Raw genomic sequence first — 18,671 nt, 5'->3', positions numbered from 1 at the left:
TTATCATAAACTAAATGGGAAATTTATAAAAAACAAAGTTAGTAATCTAATAATCTACAAAAAAAAGCGAGAAACATTCACCGTTTCTCACATTCTAGTATTATTTCTTTTTAGGAATTTGAATGGTAATTTGATAGTAGTCCTCATGTTCTTCTTCTTCAGACTTTAAATTAATCCCTGAATCGGAAACCATAGACAAGGATTGACGAATCGTGTTGACCGCAATGCGCACATCCTTACTGAAGGCCTTACGCTTTGGTTTCGGCTTCTCAGTGGACTGATTAAGCATTTTCTCTACCCTAAGTTCAGTTTGTTTGACATTAAGAGATTTCTCTATGATTTCGTTCAACAGCTGAACCTGTTTTTCAGGATTTTTAAGTGGAATTAACGACCGTGCATGACGTTCGGAAATCAATTTATTTAATAGTGCATCCTGAACTTCTTGAGGCAACTTTAGCAATCGAAGCTTATTCGCAACCGTAGATTGTCCCTTACCTAAGCGCTGGGCCAATGCTTCCTGCGTTAAGCTATGAATTTCTAATAACTTGCCATAGGCAATCGCCTCCTCAATTGGAGACAATTCTTCCCGTTGAAGATTTTCAATTAAGGCAACCGATGCGGTCTCTGCATCACTTAAATTATTGATAATGGCTGGAACTTCATCCCATCCAAGTTTTTTCATCGCCCGCCAGCGGCGCTCACCTGCGATGATTTCATACTTTCCATTTTCAAATTCCCTGATGACGATAGGTTGAATCACTCCGTGCGTGTGGATTGTACGGGCGAGCTCCTCAATTTTCTCATCGTCAAACACCGTCCTTGGCTGAAATCGGTTCGGAACGATATCATCAATCGGGATTTTTTTTATTTCATCTCGTTCTATCGGTTTCTCTACTTCTACTTCTATCTGTTCCAATTGTTCTTCCTGCTGTTCCTGCTTTTCACCCAAACCAAAGAAGCGTGAAAAAGAAGGCTTCATTCCCTGCACCACCTTTACGAAACTCCCTTTAACATATTCAATATATAAAGACAAGTTCCTGCATCTAAATATTATTATAAACTAATTTTAAAGAGAAGGTACCCCTATTCGATAGGAGTTTTGTTTGGGGTACCTGGTTTCCTCGGGTACTGCTTCGGTGTTTTCTTCTTTTTTTCAATCACTAATATATTCCGTTCACTTTCTTCAACGGGGAGTTTAAAGGAATGTACACTTTTCACTTTTCCACCGAGCACATCAAGTGCCTTTTTTCCGCTTTGGATTTCTTCCTCCGCCTGGCCACCCTTCATGGCAATAAAGGTACCGTCCATTTGAACTAAAGGCAGACACAGTTCACTAAGAACTGATAATCTTGCAACCGCCCTAGCCATAACAAGCTCGTACTTTTCTCGGTATAATGGGTTTTTCCCAAATGTTTCAGCTCTGTCATGGATGAATTGTGTATTCTCAAGTCCAAGCTCCTTGGCCAAATGTTCAAGAAAGGAAATTCGCTTGTTTAGGGAATCAACAATGGTGATGTTCAAGTTTGGAAACGCAATTTTTAAGGGAATGCTCGGAAATCCAGCGCCAGCTCCAACATCACAAATCGTAAAAGGCTTATTGAAGTCAAAATAAAAGGCCGCCGAAATTGAATCATAGAAATGCTTTAAGTACACTTCCTCTTTTTCAGTAATTGCCGTTAAATTCATTTTTTCATTCCACTCAACAAGCGTTTTGAAATAGATTTCATATTGCTCCATCTGCCGATCGGAGAGAACAATCCCTTTCTCAGCAAGAGCTGCTTTAAATTGGTCTGGATTCATAGGCTAATCCCTTTCTGCTAAAATTTATATCAATCATTTGATACCCGTGCGATTTTACCCTGTTCAATATAAACTAATAGGATGGAAATATCCGCAGGGTTTACACCAGAAATACGAGAAGCCTGGGCAATTGAAAGCGGACGGACATCCTTCAACTTTTGTCGAGCCTCAGTTGCAATCCCTGTAATGGCATCATAATCAATGTTCTCCGGAATCTTTTTGTTCTCCATTTTTTTCAAACGATCCACTTGTTGCAATGATTTTTCAATATAACCCTCATACTTGATTTGGATTTCAACTTGTTCTTCTACGTCTGTATCCAATTCTACTTCTGGTGGAATCAGCTTTTTAATATGCTCATATGAAATTTCCGTTCTCTTAATAAAGTCAGAAGCACGAATTCCATCCTTTAATTCACTACCACCAAGTGAGCGAATAAGGCTCTGAACCTCTTCCGAAGGCTTGATAATAATGGAACGAAGCCTTTGGACTTCCGCATCAATAGCTTCCTTTTTTTGAATGAAACGCTCGTAACGTTCTTCGGAGATCATTCCGAGCTCATGCCCTTTCTCAGTTAAACGTAAATCAGCATTATCATGACGGAGCAATAAGCGATACTCTGCTCTTGAAGTCAGCAATCTGTACGGCTCATTCGTCCCTTTTGTCACAAGGTCATCAATCATGACACCAATATAAGCGTCAGAGCGGCTCAAAATCAATTCTTCTTTATCTAAGGCTCGTCTTCCTGCATTGATCCCAGCCATTAACCCCTGGCCAGCAGCCTCTTCGTAACCTGAGGTTCCATTAATTTGTCCGGCTGTATAAAGGTTCTTGACGACCTTTGTTTCTAAAGTCGGCCATAATTGTGTCGGAATAACGGCATCATATTCAATCGCGTAACCAGGACGCATCATTTTGGCATTTTCAAGGGCAGGAATCGACCTTAGAATTTGCTGCTGCACATCCTCAGGTAAGCTTGTTGATAGGCCTTGAACATAGACCTCCTGTGTATGACGTCCTTCTGGCTCAAGGAATATTTGATGACGTGGTTTATCATTAAATCGAACAACCTTATCTTCAATGGATGGGCAATAACGCGGTCCCGTTCCTTTAATCATTCCTGAGAACATCGGTGACCGATGGAGATTTTCATCGATAATTTGATGGGTTTTTTCGTTAGTATAAGTAAGCCAGCAAGGAAGCTGCTCCGTAATATATTTTGTTGTCTCATAGGAGAACGCTCGTGGAGTGTCATCTCCAGGCTGAATCTCTGTTTTAGAATAATCAATTGTATTACTATGGATCCTTGGAGGTGTTCCCGTTTTAAATCTCGCCAAGTCAAAACCAAGCTCCTCTAGATGTTCAGAAAGCTTAATCGAAGGTTGTTGATTGTTGGGACCACTAGAGTATTTCAACTCACCAAGGATAATTTCTCCGCGCAGAAAAGTACCAGTCGTAATGACCACTGTTTTTGAACGATACTCTGCCCCTGTCATTGTAATGACACCATTACAAACACCGTCCTCGACAATTAACCGTTCAACCATTCCTTGAACCATTGTTAAGTTCGGTTCTTCTTCCATTGTTTTCTTCATTTCATGCTGATAGGCAAATTTATCTGCTTGAGCCCGTAATGCTCGTACAGCTGGCCCTTTTCCTGTGTTTAGCATCCGCATTTGAATATATGTTTTATCGATGTTGCGGCCCATTTCACCGCCTAATGCATCAATTTCTCTGACAACGATCCCTTTTGCTGGCCCACCAATGGATGGGTTGCATGGCATAAATGCAATCATATCCAGATTAATGGTAATCATTAATGTTTTGGCACCCATGCGTGCTGCCGCAAGACTTGCTTCACTACCGGCATGACCCGCACCGATTACGATTACGTCGTAATTTCCGGCTTCAAATGGCATTTGGCTGCCTCCTTTGCTTTCTTAAAATAAAATTCTAAATAAAAGGCTATGTTAACGTTGCTGTTGATTTCCACTCCAGGCACTCGCCTTCCGTTACAATCAACAAATAAAGCTTAACGCTTCTATTTACCTAAGCAGAACTGGGAGAATAATTGGTCGATTAGGCTTTCGTGAACACTTTCTCCGATGATTTCTCCGAGCAGTTCCCATGAGCGGGTTAAGTCTATCTGAACGATGTCGACGGGAACACCGCTTTCTACTCCATTAATGGCTTCCTCGATTGATCGGTTTGCCTGATTTAACAAAGCGATATGTCGGCTATTGGATACGTAAGTCATATCTCCTGCTTCAAGCGCCCCTGAGAAGAATAATGAGGAGATTGCTTCTTCTAGTTCATCAATTCCCTTATCTTCTTTTAAGGAAGTCGTGACAACTTTATAGTCTTTAGCTAATTCATGTAACTCGTCCATATTCATCTTTTGAGGTAAATCGGTTTTATTGACAATCACAATCACGTCCATACCTGCGACAGCTTTAAAGAGATTGTGATCTTCTTCCGTTAACTCATCCGAGTAATTGAGTACAAGCAAAATTAAATCGGCTTCTTTCAACACTTGGCGAGATCGCTCTACTCCGATTCTTTCGACGATATCCTCTGTTTCTCGAATACCTGCCGTATCTAAAAGCCTTAATGGAACACCTCTAACATTGACATATTCCTCGATAACATCCCTTGTCGTTCCTGGAATATCAGTTACAATTGCTTTATTTTCCTGTACTAAACTGTTCAATAAAGAAGATTTCCCGACATTTGGGCGACCGACAATAACGGTTGAGAGTCCTTCACGAAGGATTTTCCCTTGCTGCGAAGTTTCAAGTAACTTTGCAATTTCCTTATGAACATATCTAGATTTTTCTAGAAGCATATTATGGGTCATTTCTTCGACATCATCATACTCAGGATAATCAATATTGACCTCCACATGCGCAAGTGTCTCCAATATCTCCTGACGTAGCTTACGAATGAGTCTAGATAGTCGTCCATCCATTTGTCCCAGTGCAACATTCATCGCTCGATCAGTTTTTGCACGAATCAAGTCAATAACCGCTTCTGCCTGTGAAAGATCGATTCGGCCATTTAAAAAAGCCCTTTTCGTAAATTCACCTGGCTCAGCAAGCCTTGCTCCCTCACTTAGCACTAACTGGAGTACCCGGTTAACAGACACAAGACCACCATGACAATTGATTTCAATTACATCTTCCTTCGTAAATGTCTTGGGGCCTTTCATTACTGAAACCATAACCTCTTCTGCTACCATATTGGTCTTCGGGTCAATCATATGACCATAGTGTATTGTATGTGAAGGAACTTCTACAATTTTTTTATTCCCTATTCCTTTGAATAGTTTGTCTGCTATTTTAAAAGCATCATCTCCGCTTAAGCGGACAATCGCAATCGCTCCTTCTCCCATTGGAGTAGAAATCGCGGCAATTGTATCAAACTCCATCTTTTCACCCCATAACTAAAACTACAAGCACTTCTATCTATACCAGGCTTCGTTCACCAATTTTTATAGAATATCACATCAACATTGAAAAAAATATAATCTCTAGCTAAATCTTATCCACAACAAACATAAGAAGTAGTTATTATTTTAACTTATCCACATGTGAATAACAATAAAACAGGATACTACAGGATTTTAAAATAGATTATTTTCTAAAGGCTGTTTTTTTTGTGTTAAACGTAGGTGTTGATTTCCGCTCCAGGCACTTCGCTTTCCGCGGGCAGTCCGGGAGCCTGTCTAGCTGCAGCGCCTAGCCCCTCGAGACGCTTCTACTTTTCTATCTCCTCGTCGCTACGCTCCTGTGGGGTCTCCCTTGGCCTTGCACTCCCGCAGGACACTGAATGTCATCCTTGAATAGGCCCACGCACGAGAAAATGTGCAGTTCATTTTCGAGGAGTCTTCGTGCCTTCCACTCCAATCAACCGGTTTCACAAAAAAATCCTTTGCAAAAAAATTCAATAGTCCTATTTACATACAAAATAAAAAAGACTGCAGGCAAGCTCGAATTCTCCGAGTTTGTCTTCAGTCTTAATCAATCTATAGCCTATTTATTTCCCTGCAGGGGTAATGACGATGTGACGGTGTGGGTCACTCCCGTCTGAATAGGTCTTTACTTTCCTATTTTTCACCAATGCTGTATGAATCACTTTTCGTTCATATGAAGGCATAGGCTCTAATGCAACCTCCTGGCCAGTTCTTAAAGCCTTTTGAGCAAGACGCTCTGCTAGTTGAACCAGGGTATCATTTCTTCTTTTGCGGTAATCCTCAGCATCCAAAAGAACCGTATAAAATTGATTCGAATAACGATTCATCACTAGTTGAGTTAGGTACTGAAGAGAGTTAAGAGTCTGTCCTCTTTTCCCTATCAATAAGGCGATCTTATCACCTGTTAAAATAAACTGAACTTGTTTGCCCTCTTGTTTGAGCTCAATTTCTGCCGGCGCTCCCAGTTCATGGCTAATCTTTTTCAGGTAGTTGATTGCTTCTTCAAAAGGATCAATTTTAACTGTCACTTTAACAATCGCTGGTCTTGAACCAAAGATCCCAAAGAATCCTTTTTTCCCCTCATCAACAATCTGTATCTCGGTGCGGTCCTTCGTAGTCTGTAATTGAGCTAGTGCTGATTCTACTGCTTCTTCGACTGTTTGTCCTGTAGCAGTTATCTGTTTCACTTTTTCTTTGCTCCTCCCGCTTTGCCGGTGGCTGTTGCTGTCGCTGGCTGCTTCTTCAAATCCGGCCCTTTAATAAAATAGGTCTGAATAATAGAGAAAATATTTCCGACAACCCAGTATAAAGGCAAGGCTGCAGGTAAGTTAAAGGCGAAAACAACAATCATAATTGGCATCATCCAAAGCATCATCTTCATTTGAGGATTATCTGGCATTCCTACCATCATAATCTTTTGCTGTAGGAATGTTGTGATTCCCGCTACAAGTGGCAAAATGAAAAATGGATCTGGTGCACCAAGCTCGAACCATAGGAAGTTATGTCCAGCAATTTCTCGGGTACGTACAATTGCATGGTAAAAACCGATTAAGATTGGCATTTGAACAAAAATTGGCAAACAACCCGCTAGTGGATTGACTCCATGCTTTTGGAATAAGGCCATGGTCTCTTGTTGAAGTTTTTGCTGCGTTTGTTGATCCTTTGAGCTATATTTAGCTTGCAATTCCTTTATCTCAGGCTGAATCGCTTGCATGGCCTTCGAACTTTTCGTTTGTTTAATCATTAGCGGCAAAATGGCAAAGCGAATAAGAATGGTTACCGCAATTAGTGAAAGTCCAAAGCTTCCACCTAGCCAATCGGCCATGTGAACAATTAACCAAGATAGTGGATAAACGATATATTCATTCCAAAAGCCTTCGCTTTCAGAAGTGATGGCCTGTTCGTATTCCATACAGCCTGTTAGAACTGTCATTAGAAATACCAGACTCACTACAAGTAACATTCTATTTTTCAATCCCTATTTCCTCCTAACCGTGATCAATCCCTGACTAATATTGAATTATCTGAAGCAATTTACGACCAATTATGTAATTACACCCAAATCGGTTACAACAAATTTGATCATTAATAGTCCAAATGTATTTTATCATCTTTTATAAAAAAGCGCTTTAAAAAAAGGCGCTTTTCATAAAGATTGTTGTTAAAATCCTAAAGGCCTTTTGTTAGTAAAATTTGCAAGCTCTTTTCTCCATGTAACAAAGCTTATTTCTCTCAATTTTTATTTCTATAAGAGACAAAGCTTTCCTTCACTCATTATGACCAATGTTCTTTTTTTTCAAAACGCGAGCGACCTTTAAAACATGTTCTAGACTTTTTTTTACATCTTGCATTCCCATTTCAGCTGTCGGCTTTCTCGCAATAATAACGTAATCGTTCCCCTTTTTAACTTCATCTTTCAATTCGAGGAATGCCTGACGAATATATCTCTTAATTTGGTTACGTTTAACGGCATTTCCAATCTTCTTGCTTACCGATAAGCCGATCCGAAAAGTTTCCTGGTCTTCCTTTTTCATGACATAAACGACAAATTGCCTATTTGCAAAGGACTTCCCTTTTTGAAAAACTTGCTGGAATTCCTTATTCTTTTTAATTCTAAGTTCTTTCTTCATATAAACACACCTTCACTCCAGCCTGACAAATTACTATTACTTACTATAGAGATTATCTTGCGTTCCAATTGATCGGTTAGCTTAGCTGAAAGAGAAAAAAAGCCACTGACAGTTCAGTGGCCTAGGCTGATAATACTTTTCTTCCTTTACGACGACGGCGAGCAAGTACCTTGCGTCCGTTTGCTGAGCTCATGCGGCTACGGAAACCGTGAACTTTGCTGTGCTTACGTTTATTTGGTTGGTAAGTTCTTTTCATATATGACACCTCCCTGAGGAATTAGCTGCTAAGTCAGACATTCCTACTAATTATAAGGACGGTACCAGTAAAATGTCAATAGCCACAATTGAAAACTAAAATTTATCTGCATGAAAAGTTTTTCCATCCCACTGATTTCTATATTTAAAAATTGATTTTTTTCCTATACAAAATCCTATCTACATAGGCTTGTGGACAAAAATCGACACGTTTTTCTTTATCCACAATCATAATTAACAACTTTTACACAAATAAATATCCTGTGGACAATTTCTCTCCACAGCTGTAGACTATTGTGGATAAGGTATCAAAAACCGTTGCGCCATAATGGATTTTTTGATATTATATTTGTGTTTTCACTCTTAACAACTAATGTTGAAAATTATACTTATCCACAAATTGTGGATATCATGTGGATAGGTTATCCAAGCCTGTGATTTGAACTTTGTCCACAAATCGTGGATATTGTCGAAAAACCGCTTTTATTCCTATTATATATTTTTCCACATTAATAGACTTGTATAATTATAAATTTCGCCCAAAAAGGCTTTATACATGGTTATGCATGGTTATAAATACATTGCCAAAGGAGGGTTATGGATTGGAAAATATCGCGGACCTCTGGAATACAGCCTTATCCAAAGTTGAGAAAAAAATTAGTAAGCCTAGTTTTGATACTTGGCTAAAATCAACAAAGGCTCATTCTCTCCAGGGAGACACACTGACCATTACAGCCCCGAATGAGTTTGCCCGTGACTGGCTTGAAGAACGGTATTCCCAGCTGATTAGCGGAATTATTTATGAAATTACAGGTGAAAATCTAACAATCAAGTTTATTATTCCGCAAAATCAAAGTGAGGAAGAAATAAGCCTGCCCGTCCCACCAAAGAAAGCAAACAAAGGTGAAGATCACCATGATCTTCATAACAATATGCTTAACCCTAAATATATCTTTGATACTTTTGTAATTGGATCGGGGAATCGGTTTGCTCATGCTGCTTCGCTTGCGGTTGCAGAGGCACCGGCTAAAGCCTATAATCCACTGTTTATATACGGGGGAGTCGGACTTGGTAAAACTCACTTAATGCACGCGATTGGCCATTATGTTCAGGAACATAACCCTTCTGCGAAGGTAGTTTATTTATCTTCTGAAAAATTTACAAACGAGTTTATTAATTCTATCCGCGATAACAAAGCGGTCGAATTCCGGAACAAATATCGGAAAGTCGATGTTCTTCTTATTGATGATATTCAATTCCTCGCTGGAAAAGAATCAACTCAAGAAGAATTCTTCCATACTTTTAATACCCTGCACGAAGAAAGCAAGCAAATCATTATCTCCAGTGATCGGCCTCCTAAAGAAATACCAACATTGGAAGACAGGTTACGATCACGTTTCGAATGGGGCTTAATTACCGATATCACCCCTCCTGATTTAGAAACAAGGGTAGCCATTCTTAAGAAAAAGGCAAAAGCTGAAGGCCTTGATATTCCAAATGAGGTCATGCTTTATATTGCAAACCAAATTGATTCCAATATCCGCGAACTTGAAGGGGCATTAATAAGAGTAGTTGCCTTTTCTTCGTTAATTAACAAAGACATTAATGCTGATTTAGCTGCCGAAGCTTTAAAAGACATTATTCCTAACTCAAAGCCAAAAGTGATTACCATTCTTGATATACAAAGAACTGTTGGCCAGCACTATAATGTAAAACTTGAAGATTTCAAAGCAAAGAAACGTACTAAATCCGTTGCATTCCCAAGACAAATTGCCATGTATCTTTCTCGTGAATTAACTGACTTTTCCCTTCCGAAAATTGGGGAGGAATTTGGCGGGCGTGACCATACAACCGTCATCCATGCTCATGAAAAGATTTCTAAACTCCTATCGACTGATTCAGCCCTGCAAAAACAGCTAAAAGAAATTCATGATCAGTTGAAGGTCTAGGGATAATGTGAATAACTAGAGAGTAGTTGCACACAGTCTGTCCACATGTGGATAGGCTGTGTTTCCTTGTCGAAAATAAGGTTATCCACAAATCCACAGGGCCTACTAGTACTTTTACTATATTTTTAAAATATAAATATATGCATGATGTGCGAAATAAATACCAAATTGGAGGATTTTCAAATGAGGTTTGTCATCCAGAGGGACTATTTATTACAAAGTGTCCAAGATGTTATGAAAGCAGTAACCAGCAGAACGACCATTCCTATTCTGACAGGGATTAAAATTGTTGCTACAGAAGATGGAGTAACATTAACTGGAAGTGATTCGGATATTTCGATTGAATCTTTTATTCCAAGAGTAGAAGATGACAAAGAAATAGTTGAAATCAAACAAACTGGAGCGATTGTTCTACAAGCGAAATTCTTTAGTGAAATTGTTAGAAAGCTTCCTACAAGCACAGTTGAAATTGATGTAGAAAACCATTTACAAACTGTCATTCGTTCAGGGAAATCTGAATTTAATTTGAATGGCTTAGATGCTGAGGAATATCCACACCTACCTCAAATTTCAGAAGAAAATGCTTTTCGGATACCAACAGATTTACTTAAAGCCCTTATTCGGCAGACAGTATTTGCAGTGTCCACCTCAGAAACACGCCCAATCTTGACAGGTGTAAACTGGAAGGTTGAAAATAGCGAATTGATCTGTATTGCAACAGATAGTCACCGCCTGGCATTAAGGAAAGCTAGATTAGAGACAGAAGCAGATGGAAAGCATAATGTCGTTATTCCAGGAAAGAGCCTGACGGAGTTAAGTAAGATTCTCGATGATACCGCAGCGATGGTTGATATTGTTGTTACTGAAAACCAGGTACTCTTTAAAACCAAACACCTATTATTCTTTTCCCGACTGCTTGAAGGCAATTATCCTGATACGGCTAGATTAATTCCAAATGAGCGAAAAACCGATGTCGTTGTAAATACAAAAGAATTCCTTCATGCAATTGATCGTGCTTCTTTACTAGCAAGAGAAGGGAAAAATAATGTCGTTAAATTCTCAACTATTGATGGGAATTCAATTGAAATATCATCCAACACACCGGAAATCGGAAAAGTTGTTGAAGAAATTCAAACTCAATCTGTTGAAGGGGAAGAATTGAAAATTTCCTTCAGTGCTAAATACATGATGGATGCTCTAAAAGCCCTTGAGGGAAGCGAAATTCAAATTTCCTTTACTGGAGCGATGAGACCCTTTGTTATTCGTCCACTAAATGACGAAGCGATTCTCCAGTTAATTTTACCGGTAAGAACTTATTAATCTTTTGCCAATCCCTTGTCAGCTTGACAGGGGATTTTCTTTTTAGAAAAAAGAGTGAAATTTTCCGTTTTTAAAATTATTTAGTCAGGAATCATGCATGCTCATCGGACCACGTCGCTTTTGTTACTTGTCTCTTGCGTTTTTTTTTAGTAAAATAAAGTATTAAATCCTTTTAAAGAAATGGTGAAAATAAATGAGCGAAGAAATTAAAATTGACACAGAGTTCATTACATTGGGCCAGTTTCTTAAGCTAGCAGAGGTCATTCAATCCGGCGGAATGGCTAAATGGTTCTTAAGTGAACATGAGGTCTATGTCAACGGAGAACAAGATCAAAGAAGAGGAAGAAAGCTCCGAAATGGAGATCAAATCATGATTCCCGAGTACGGAGAGTTTCTAGTCATCCAATAATTAAAGGATGGTCCATTCATGCATATTGAAGAATTACAAATAAAAAATTATCGGAATTATGAGCAGCTAGAAGCGCATTTTGAAAATAAAGTAAATGTGATCATTGGTGAGAATGCCCAAGGAAAAACAAATGTGATGGAATCGATTTTTGTATTGGCCATGGCAAAGTCTCATCGGACAGCAAATGATAAAGAACTTATTCGCTGGGACACAGATTATGCTAAAATAGAAGGTAGGATTATAAAGAACCGTGGATCCGTACCAATGCAACTCGTTATTTCCAAAAAGGGAAAACGAGCAAAATATAATCATATTGAACAAAAAAAGTTAAGCCAGTATGTAGGGAATATGAATGTTGTGATGTTCGCGCCTGAGGATTTAAACCTTGTGAAAGGGAGTCCACAAGTAAGGCGCCGTTTTATTGATATGGAAATTGGACAGGTATCCCCTGTCTATTTGCATGATATTAGCCAATATCAAAAAATGCTTCAGCAACGTAATCATTACCTTAAACAACTGCAGATTAAGAAAACAACAGATTTGACTATGCTTGATGTTTTAACAGAACAGTTTATTCAAATGGCAGCGAAAATTATTATTAAACGGTATGAGTTTATTCGTTTGCTTGAACAATGGGCACTCCCAATCCACGAGGGGATTTCCCGTGGGCTAGAAACATTGAAAATTGACTATAAACCATCTGCTGATGTATCAGAAGACCAAGATTTGTCGAAAATGATAGAGGTCTATGAAAATAAATTTATGAAAATCAAACAAAGGGAAATTGAACGAGGAACAACTATGTTTGGTCCGCATCGAGACGACTTAGAGTTTATCGTCAATGGACGCGATGTCCAAACATTTGGCTCTCAAGGACAGCAACGGACAACTGCCCTATCAGTTAAGTTAGCTGAAATTGAATTGATTAATAGAGAAATTGGTGAGTATCCGATTCTTCTTCTCGATGATGTTTTATCAGAATTAGACGATTACCGCCAATCCCATTTATTAAATACAATTCAAGGGAAGGTCCAAACCTTTGTCACAACGACTAGTGTGGATGGGATTGACCATAAGACACTGAAAGATGCCGCCGCTTATCGGGTGGAATCTGGAGTGATGACAAAAATCCAATGAGGTGAAACATGTACTTGCATATTGGAGAAGATACGTTGGTCAGAACAAGTGAAATTATTGCCATCTTAGATAAAGAAAGCACCGGCTTTTCTGATGTGCTTGAGGAATTCCTCGCTCGTCGGAACCAAGAAATCGTTAATTTATCAAAGAAAGAGTACAAATCTATTGTTATCACAAAGGATCAAATTTATTACTCTCCTCTAGCAGCTGGAACATTAAAAAAGCGTTCGCAAAAATTAACTGTTCAGGAGTTTCCTCTATAGTCTCTAACATGATTAGTAATTGAACTGTAAATTGAAAGTGTAGGTGACCGATATGGCAATGGAACAAGAAGCCATGCAAGGACAATCGTATGAAGCAGACCAGATACAGGTCCTCGAAGGTTTGGAGGCGGTTCGAAAACGCCCGGGGATGTATATCGGATCAACAAGTGGAAAAGGCCTTCATCACCTCGTTTGGGAAATCGTAGATAACAGTATTGATGAGGCACTAGCTGGTTATTGTGATGAGATTAATCTCATTATTGAAGAAGACAATAGCATCACCGTTCATGATAATGGCCGAGGGATCCCGGTAGGAATGCATGAGAAGATGGGAAGACCAGCTGTTGAAGTCATTATGACGGTTCTTCATGCCGGTGGTAAGTTTGGCGGTGGAGGTTACAAGGTTTCTGGCGGACTTCATGGCGTTGGTGCGTCCGTTGTTAATGCCCTTTCTACCCTTCTAGAAGTATATGTCCACCGTGACGGCAAGCTTCACTATATCTCCTTTGAGCGTGGTGCAATAAAGCAAGAATTAAAGGTGATTGGTGAGACAGACAAAACCGGAACAACGGTTCATTTTGTTCCGGATGGAGAAATTTTCAACGAAACACTTGAATATGACTTTGAAACGTTAGCCACTCGTACTCGTGAGTTAGCTTTCCTCAATAAAGGGTTGAAAATAACCATTGAGGATAAACGTTCTGAAGGCAAAAAAAGTGAGTTTTATTACGAGGGCGGTATTCGCTCTTATGTGGAGCACTTAAACCGCACAAAAGATGTCCTTCATGAGGAACCAATCTATATTGAAGGTGAAAAAGACGGAATCACGGTCGAAGTAGCGATTCAATACAATGAAGGTTTTACTAGCAATATCTACTCATTCGCAAACAATATTCATACGTATGAGGGTGGAACGCATGAATCTGGATTTAAAACAGCCCTCACAAGAGTGATTAACGATTACGCTAGAAAAAATGGGATATTTAAAGCGAATGATGACAATCTATCAGGCGAAGATGTTCGTGAGGGAATAACCGCGATTATTTCTGTTAAACATCCAGACCCTCAGTTTGAAGGTCAAACGAAAACAAAACTTGGTAATTCGGAAGTTCGGCACGTTACGGATACCACTTTTTCGGAACACTTCGAAAAGTTCATGCTTGAAAATCCATCGGTTGCACGAAAGGTCGTCGATAAGGGATTGATGGCCGCCAGAGCTAGATTGGCTGCTAAAAAGGCACGTGAGCTAACAAGACGTAAAAGTGCATTAGAAGTTTCAAGTTTACCTGGTAAATTAGCTGACTGTTCTTCGAAGGACCCTTCGATAAGTGAAATATATATCGTTGAGGGTGATTCAGCAGGCGGTTCCGCAAAACAAGGGCGTGATCGTCATTTCCAAGCAATCTTACCGCTTAGAGGGAAGATTTTAAACGTAGAGAAGGCACGACTTGATCGTATCCTTTCGAACAATGAGGTAAGAGCTCTGATTACAGGAATCGGAACCGGAATTGGGGAAGATTTTGATATCTCAAAAGCCCGCTACCACAAAATCGTTATTATGACCGATGCTGATGTAGATGGTGCACATATTCGGACGCTGTTATTAACATTCTTTTATAGGTATATGAGACAAATTATTGAAGCTGGTTATATTTATATTGCCCAACCACCGTTATATAAAATTCAGCAAGGTAAACGAATTGAATATGCCTACAATAATAAACAGCTAGACGCAGTTTTAGCTCAGCTGTCTGCCTTACCTAAGCCTGGTATTCAGCGTTATAAGGGTCTTGGTGAAATGAATCCAGGGCAGCTTTGGGAGACAACGATGGACCCAGATAACCGTTTATTGTTACAGGTTAGTCTTGAAGATGCGATCGAAGCGGATGAAACCTTTGAGATGTTAATGGGAGACAAAGTAGAGCCTAGACGTCAGTTTATCGAAGAAAATGCCGTTTATGTTAAAAACTTAGATATTTAACAGGATAGATATACTGTCTATCCTGCTTTTCTATTAGTAGCAAGTAGCGCCCCCTAGCTCCTCAGGGTTGGACAGGCGCTTTCGCTTTTCTATTAAAGGAGGTACCTTCCAAATGGCAGAGACGCCCAATCCTCGTGTGAAAGAGATTAATATTAGTCAGGAAATGAAGACATCCTTCCTAGATTATGCTATGAGCGTTATCGTAGCTCGAGCCTTGCCTGATGTGCGTGACGGCTTAAAACCGGTACACCGACGCATCCTTTACGCAATGCATGATCTTGGAATGCACTCAGATAAGGCTTATAAAAAGTCAGCTAGAATCGTTGGGGAAGTTATCGGGAAATACCACCCACATGGTGATTCAGCAGTTTATGAAACGATGGTCCGGATGGCCCAGGATTTCAATTATCGTTATATGTTAGTCGATGGTCATGGGAATTTCGGTTCCATTGACGGAGATTCCGCTGCAGCGATGCGTTATACAGAAGCAAGAATGTCAAAAATCTCTATGGAACTCCTTCGGGATATCAATAAGGATACGATTGATTATCAGGATAACTATGATGGCTCTGAAAGAGAACCAGTTGTTCTTCCTTCAAGATTTCCAAACCTCCTTGTCAATGGTACATCAGGGATTGCAGTCGGAATGGCGACAAATATCCCACCACATCAACTAGGAGAAGTGATTGATGGTGTTCTAGCAGTAAGTAAGGACCCTGAAATTTCAATCCCAGAACTAATGGAAATCATACCTGGCCCTGACTTCCCTACAGGCGGAATGATTCTTGGCAGAAGTGGTATCCGAAAAGCTTATGAAACAGGTCGTGGATCGATCACTGTAAGAGCTAAAGTAGAGATTGAACAAAAATCAAACGGTAAAGAAGTAATTATCGTTAATGAAATTCCATATCAGGTAAACAAAGCAAGATTGATTGAAAAAATTGCTGACTTAGTTCGTGAAAAGAAAATCGATGGAATTACTGATTTGCGTGATGAATCCGATCGTGACGGACTCCGAATTGTTATTGAAGTACGTAAAGATGCTAACGCGAATGTGTTGCTAAATAATTTATATAAGCAAACGGCATTACAAACTAGTTTTGGGATTAACACTTTAGCGCTTGTAGACGGTCAGCCTAAGGTTCTGAATCTAAAACAATGTCTAGTTTATTATTTGGACCATCAAAGGGTAATTATTCGTCGTAGGACTGAATTTGAACTTCGCAAGGCAGAAGCGCGTGCCCATATCCTTGAAGGCTTACGTATCGCATTAGATAATTTAGATGCTATCATTAGCTTAATTCGTGGTTCAAGAACTACGGATATCGCCCGTGAAGGATTAATGACTCAGTTCAATTTATCCGAGAAACAAGCACAGGCAATCCTCGACATGCGTTTACAGCGTTTAACAGGTTTAGAACGCGAGAAGATTGAGGAGGAATACCAAAGTCTAATTGAATTAATCTCTGAATTAAAAGCTATTTTAGCAGATGATGAAAAAATCCTTGAAATTATCCGTGAAGAACTATTGGAAGTTAAAGAACGCTTCAATGATAAACGCAGAACAGAGATTATAACTGCGGGTATTGAAATGATTGAGGATGAAGATTTAATTCCACGTGAGAATGTTGTTATCACCTTGACTCATAATGGATATATCAAACGCCTTCCTGTTTCAACCTATCGTGCTCAAAGACGAGGTGGACGCGGAATCCAAGGAATGGGAACCAATGAGAATGACTTTGTCGAGCATTTAATTACCACTTCGACACATGATACGATTCTTTACTTTACAAATAAAGGGAAAGTTTATCGTACAAAAGGATATGAAGTACCAGAATTCAGTAGAACGGCAAAAGGCCTTCCAATTATCAATTTATTGGGAGTGGAAAAAGGCGAGTGGGTTAATGCTATCATCCACGTAGAAGAGTTTGTTGAAGATTGGAGTCTATTCTTTGCAACGAAAGATGGAATTGCAAAACGAACTCCACTTACATCTTTTGCGAATATCCGAAACAATGGTTTAATAGCCCTTAACCTTCGTGAAGGAGATGAGTTGATTTCAGTTCGCCTAACCGATGGCGACAAGGAAATCATCATCGGAACGAAAAACGGCTTAATGATTCGCTTCCCAGAAACCGATGTCCGGTCCATGGGACGTACTGCTACCGGAGTTAAAGGGATTACTCTTGCTAATGATGATGAAGTAGTTGGTATGGAGGTTCTTGAAGAAAGTGCGGATATATTAGTTGTAACAAAACATGGCTTTGGTAAACGTACACCTGCCACCGAGTATAGAAGGCAAGGCCGTGGCGGTAAAGGAATCAAAACATGTAACATTACCGAGAAAAATGGTGATCTAGTTACAATGAAGGTTGTCCAAGGTGAAGAAGACTTAATGGTTATTACAACGGGTGGAGTTATCATCCGTATCCCTGTAGGTGGAATCTCTATTACCGGCCGTAATACCCAGGGAGTAAAGCTCATTAGTCTAAATAAAGAAGTGAATGAATCCGTATCGACCGTTGCACAGGTTGATAAGGAAGAAGAAAAACTAGAAGAATTAGAAGCTGTCGAATCTGAGCATGATAATGTTTCAGAAGACGGACTACCAGTTACGGAAGATGAAAATCAACCGATTTCTACTGAAGAACCACCAGCAAATGAAGATGGCGAAGAATAATTAATTAGAGCACATTTTTGTGCTTATCAGACTGTAGACAAACTCTTGTCTACAGTTTTTTTATTTTAAGCGATCGCAGGATTCTGATGATGGTCTTTATTCAAACTTTAGAATGAACTTGGGGTTAAGCCAACTTTGGTGATTTTAAGCTTAATACTTATATCTGAGCTATCTATATACAGAAAACAGCCACCAATTATGAGAAAAGGGGCTGGTCGTTAGATTCGACTTAGGATTTTAACAACAATCTTTATGCAAGAATCTTATTATGTTTCGGGGGATTCCGGAGATCAGAAAAAAACTTTGCAAAAATAGAATAAAACCTTGTTTTTTAGGATAATGCCTGATATACTCTTATAAGTCAGCAGCGAAACAAGTTATTAACATTTTAAAAGTTTTAAAAAAATATTGACTTCGCTGGATGAAAGTGTTATATTAATAAAGTCGCTCAAACGCGATGATTGCTCTTTGAAAACTAAACAAACAAGCGTCAACAAACAATTTTTATCATGTCTTCTATTATGGAAGAACATGAGCCAACGTTTTATTTTATGAGCTAATCACTCTTTATTGGAGAGTTTGATCCTGGCTCAGGACGAACGCTGGCGGCGTGCCTAATACATGCAAGTCGAGCGGACTGATGGGAGCTTGCTCCCTGATGTTAGCGGCGGACGGGTGAGTAACACGTGGGCAACCTGCCTGTAAGACTGGGATAACTCCGGGAAACCGGGGCTAATACCGGATAATTCATTCCCTCTCATGAGGGGATGCT

General features: G+C 39.5%; 15 protein-coding genes and 1 rRNA gene. 8 read left to right on the top strand and 8 right to left on the bottom strand.

The annotated features are described in order from the left end of the window. Positions 1 to 100: 100 nt before the first annotated feature. The 8 genes from noc to rpmH form a co-directional block, all read right to left on the bottom strand. Positions 101 to 979, bottom strand: a complete 879-nt coding sequence (gene noc, locus BMX30_RS16700) for a nucleoid occlusion protein (protein WP_090748343.1) — start codon at positions 977 to 979, stop codon at positions 101 to 103. A gap of 104 nt (positions 980 to 1,083) precedes the next feature. After that, the gene (gene rsmG / locus BMX30_RS16695) at positions 1,084 to 1,800 is read right to left on the bottom strand and encodes a 16S rRNA (guanine(527)-N(7))-methyltransferase RsmG (RefSeq protein WP_090748340.1); all 717 of its coding nucleotides are present in this window, start codon (positions 1,798 to 1,800) and stop codon (positions 1,084 to 1,086) included. A gap of 29 nt (positions 1,801 to 1,829) precedes the next feature. Continuing rightward, a complete protein-coding gene (gene mnmG, locus BMX30_RS16690; RefSeq protein ID WP_090748337.1) occupies positions 1,830 to 3,719 on the bottom strand; it encodes a tRNA uridine-5-carboxymethylaminomethyl(34) synthesis enzyme MnmG in 1,890 nt (629 codons plus the stop codon). A 122-nt stretch (positions 3,720 to 3,841) separates the two neighbouring features. After that, positions 3,842 to 5,227 carry a tRNA uridine-5-carboxymethylaminomethyl(34) synthesis GTPase MnmE gene (gene mnmE / locus BMX30_RS16685; RefSeq protein WP_090748333.1) on the bottom strand — a complete coding sequence of 462 codons (1,386 nt, stop codon included), beginning with the start codon at positions 5,225 to 5,227 and terminating at the stop codon, positions 3,842 to 3,844. 608 nt (positions 5,228 to 5,835) lie between these two features. Further along, positions 5,836 to 6,459 (bottom strand): RNA-binding cell elongation regulator Jag/EloR, encoded by a 624-nt coding sequence (jag, locus tag BMX30_RS16680; RefSeq protein ID WP_090748328.1) that lies wholly within the window; start codon positions 6,457 to 6,459, stop codon positions 5,836 to 5,838. Then, a complete protein-coding gene (gene spoIIIJ, locus BMX30_RS16675; protein WP_090748324.1) occupies positions 6,456 to 7,247 on the bottom strand; it encodes a YidC family membrane integrase SpoIIIJ in 792 nt (263 codons plus the stop codon). Before spoIIIJ ends, jag begins: the two co-directional genes overlap by 4 nt. A 292-nt stretch (positions 7,248 to 7,539) precedes the next feature. Next, a complete protein-coding gene (gene rnpA, locus BMX30_RS16670; RefSeq protein ID WP_090748321.1) occupies positions 7,540 to 7,902 on the bottom strand; it encodes a ribonuclease P protein component in 363 nt (120 codons plus the stop codon). Between the two features lie 121 nt (positions 7,903 to 8,023). Continuing rightward, positions 8,024 to 8,158, bottom strand: coding sequence for a 50S ribosomal protein L34 (gene rpmH, locus BMX30_RS16665; protein ID WP_066059809.1), 135 nt, complete (start codon positions 8,156 to 8,158; stop codon positions 8,024 to 8,026). Positions 8,159 to 8,759: 601 nt separating this feature from the next. Here rpmH and dnaA point away from each other — a divergent pair. From dnaA to BMX30_RS16625, 8 genes are all read left to right on the top strand, one after another. Continuing rightward, entirely contained in the window at positions 8,760 to 10,106 is a 1,347-nt protein-coding gene (gene dnaA / locus BMX30_RS16660; protein ID WP_090748316.1) for a chromosomal replication initiator protein DnaA, read from the top strand. A 183-nt stretch (positions 10,107 to 10,289) separates the two neighbouring features. Further along, positions 10,290 to 11,426 carry a DNA polymerase III subunit beta gene (dnaN, locus tag BMX30_RS16655; RefSeq protein WP_090748311.1) on the top strand — a complete coding sequence of 379 codons (1,137 nt, stop codon included), beginning with the start codon at positions 10,290 to 10,292 and terminating at the stop codon, positions 11,424 to 11,426. 193 nt (positions 11,427 to 11,619) lie between these two features. Beyond that, on the top strand, positions 11,620 to 11,835 hold the full coding sequence (gene yaaA, locus BMX30_RS16650) for a S4 domain-containing protein YaaA (RefSeq protein WP_090748307.1): 216 nt from the start codon (positions 11,620 to 11,622) through the stop codon (positions 11,833 to 11,835). A gap of 18 nt (positions 11,836 to 11,853) precedes the next feature. After that, positions 11,854 to 12,972, top strand: coding sequence for a DNA replication/repair protein RecF (recF, locus tag BMX30_RS16645; protein ID WP_090748304.1), 1,119 nt, complete (start codon positions 11,854 to 11,856; stop codon positions 12,970 to 12,972). Between the two features lie 8 nt (positions 12,973 to 12,980). Continuing rightward, entirely contained in the window at positions 12,981 to 13,235 is a 255-nt protein-coding gene (gene remB / locus BMX30_RS16640) for an extracellular matrix regulator RemB (RefSeq protein WP_090748301.1), read from the top strand. A 58-nt stretch (positions 13,236 to 13,293) separates the two neighbouring features. Next, positions 13,294 to 15,216: a DNA topoisomerase (ATP-hydrolyzing) subunit B gene (gene gyrB / locus BMX30_RS16635; RefSeq protein ID WP_090748617.1), complete on the top strand. Its 1,923-nt coding sequence runs from the start codon at positions 13,294 to 13,296 to the stop codon at positions 15,214 to 15,216. A gap of 112 nt (positions 15,217 to 15,328) precedes the next feature. Next, positions 15,329 to 17,899: a DNA gyrase subunit A gene (gyrA, locus tag BMX30_RS16630; protein WP_090748298.1), complete on the top strand. Its 2,571-nt coding sequence runs from the start codon at positions 15,329 to 15,331 to the stop codon at positions 17,897 to 17,899. 567 nt (positions 17,900 to 18,466) lie between these two features. After that, positions 18,467 to 18,671 (top strand): 16S ribosomal RNA (locus tag BMX30_RS16625); the annotation flags it as partial.

Source organism: Mesobacillus persicus, assembly GCF_900109925.1.
Classification (GTDB): domain Bacteria; phylum Bacillota; class Bacilli; order Bacillales; family Cytobacillaceae; genus Mesobacillus_B; species Mesobacillus_B persicus.
The sequence above is the reverse complement of the archived record's forward strand: the minus strand, read 5'-3'. Positions and strand labels throughout refer to the sequence as shown.

Coding starts and splice junctions, on each gene's coding strand:
- rnpA (WP_090748321.1), bottom strand. CDS start 7,902: ATGAAGAAAGAACTTAGAATTAAAAAGAATAAGGAATTCCAGCAAGTT.
- mnmE (WP_090748333.1), bottom strand. CDS start 5,227: ATGGAGTTTGATACAATTGCCGCGATTTCTACTCCAATGGGAGAAGGA.
- gyrA (WP_090748298.1), top strand. CDS start 15,329: ATGGCAGAGACGCCCAATCCTCGTGTGAAAGAGATTAATATTAGTCAG.
- noc (WP_090748343.1), bottom strand. CDS start 979: ATGAAGCCTTCTTTTTCACGCTTCTTTGGTTTGGGTGAAAAGCAGGAA.
- recF (WP_090748304.1), top strand. CDS start 11,854: ATGCATATTGAAGAATTACAAATAAAAAATTATCGGAATTATGAGCAG.
- rpmH (WP_066059809.1), bottom strand. CDS start 8,158: ATGAAAAGAACTTACCAACCAAATAAACGTAAGCACAGCAAAGTTCAC.
- rsmG (WP_090748340.1), bottom strand. CDS start 1,800: ATGAATCCAGACCAATTTAAAGCAGCTCTTGCTGAGAAAGGGATTGTT.
- dnaN (WP_090748311.1), top strand. CDS start 10,290: ATGAGGTTTGTCATCCAGAGGGACTATTTATTACAAAGTGTCCAAGAT.
- remB (WP_090748301.1), top strand. CDS start 12,981: ATGTACTTGCATATTGGAGAAGATACGTTGGTCAGAACAAGTGAAATT.
- yaaA (WP_090748307.1), top strand. CDS start 11,620: ATGAGCGAAGAAATTAAAATTGACACAGAGTTCATTACATTGGGCCAG.
- mnmG (WP_090748337.1), bottom strand. CDS start 3,719: ATGCCATTTGAAGCCGGAAATTACGACGTAATCGTAATCGGTGCGGGT.
- gyrB (WP_090748617.1), top strand. CDS start 13,294: ATGGAACAAGAAGCCATGCAAGGACAATCGTATGAAGCAGACCAGATA.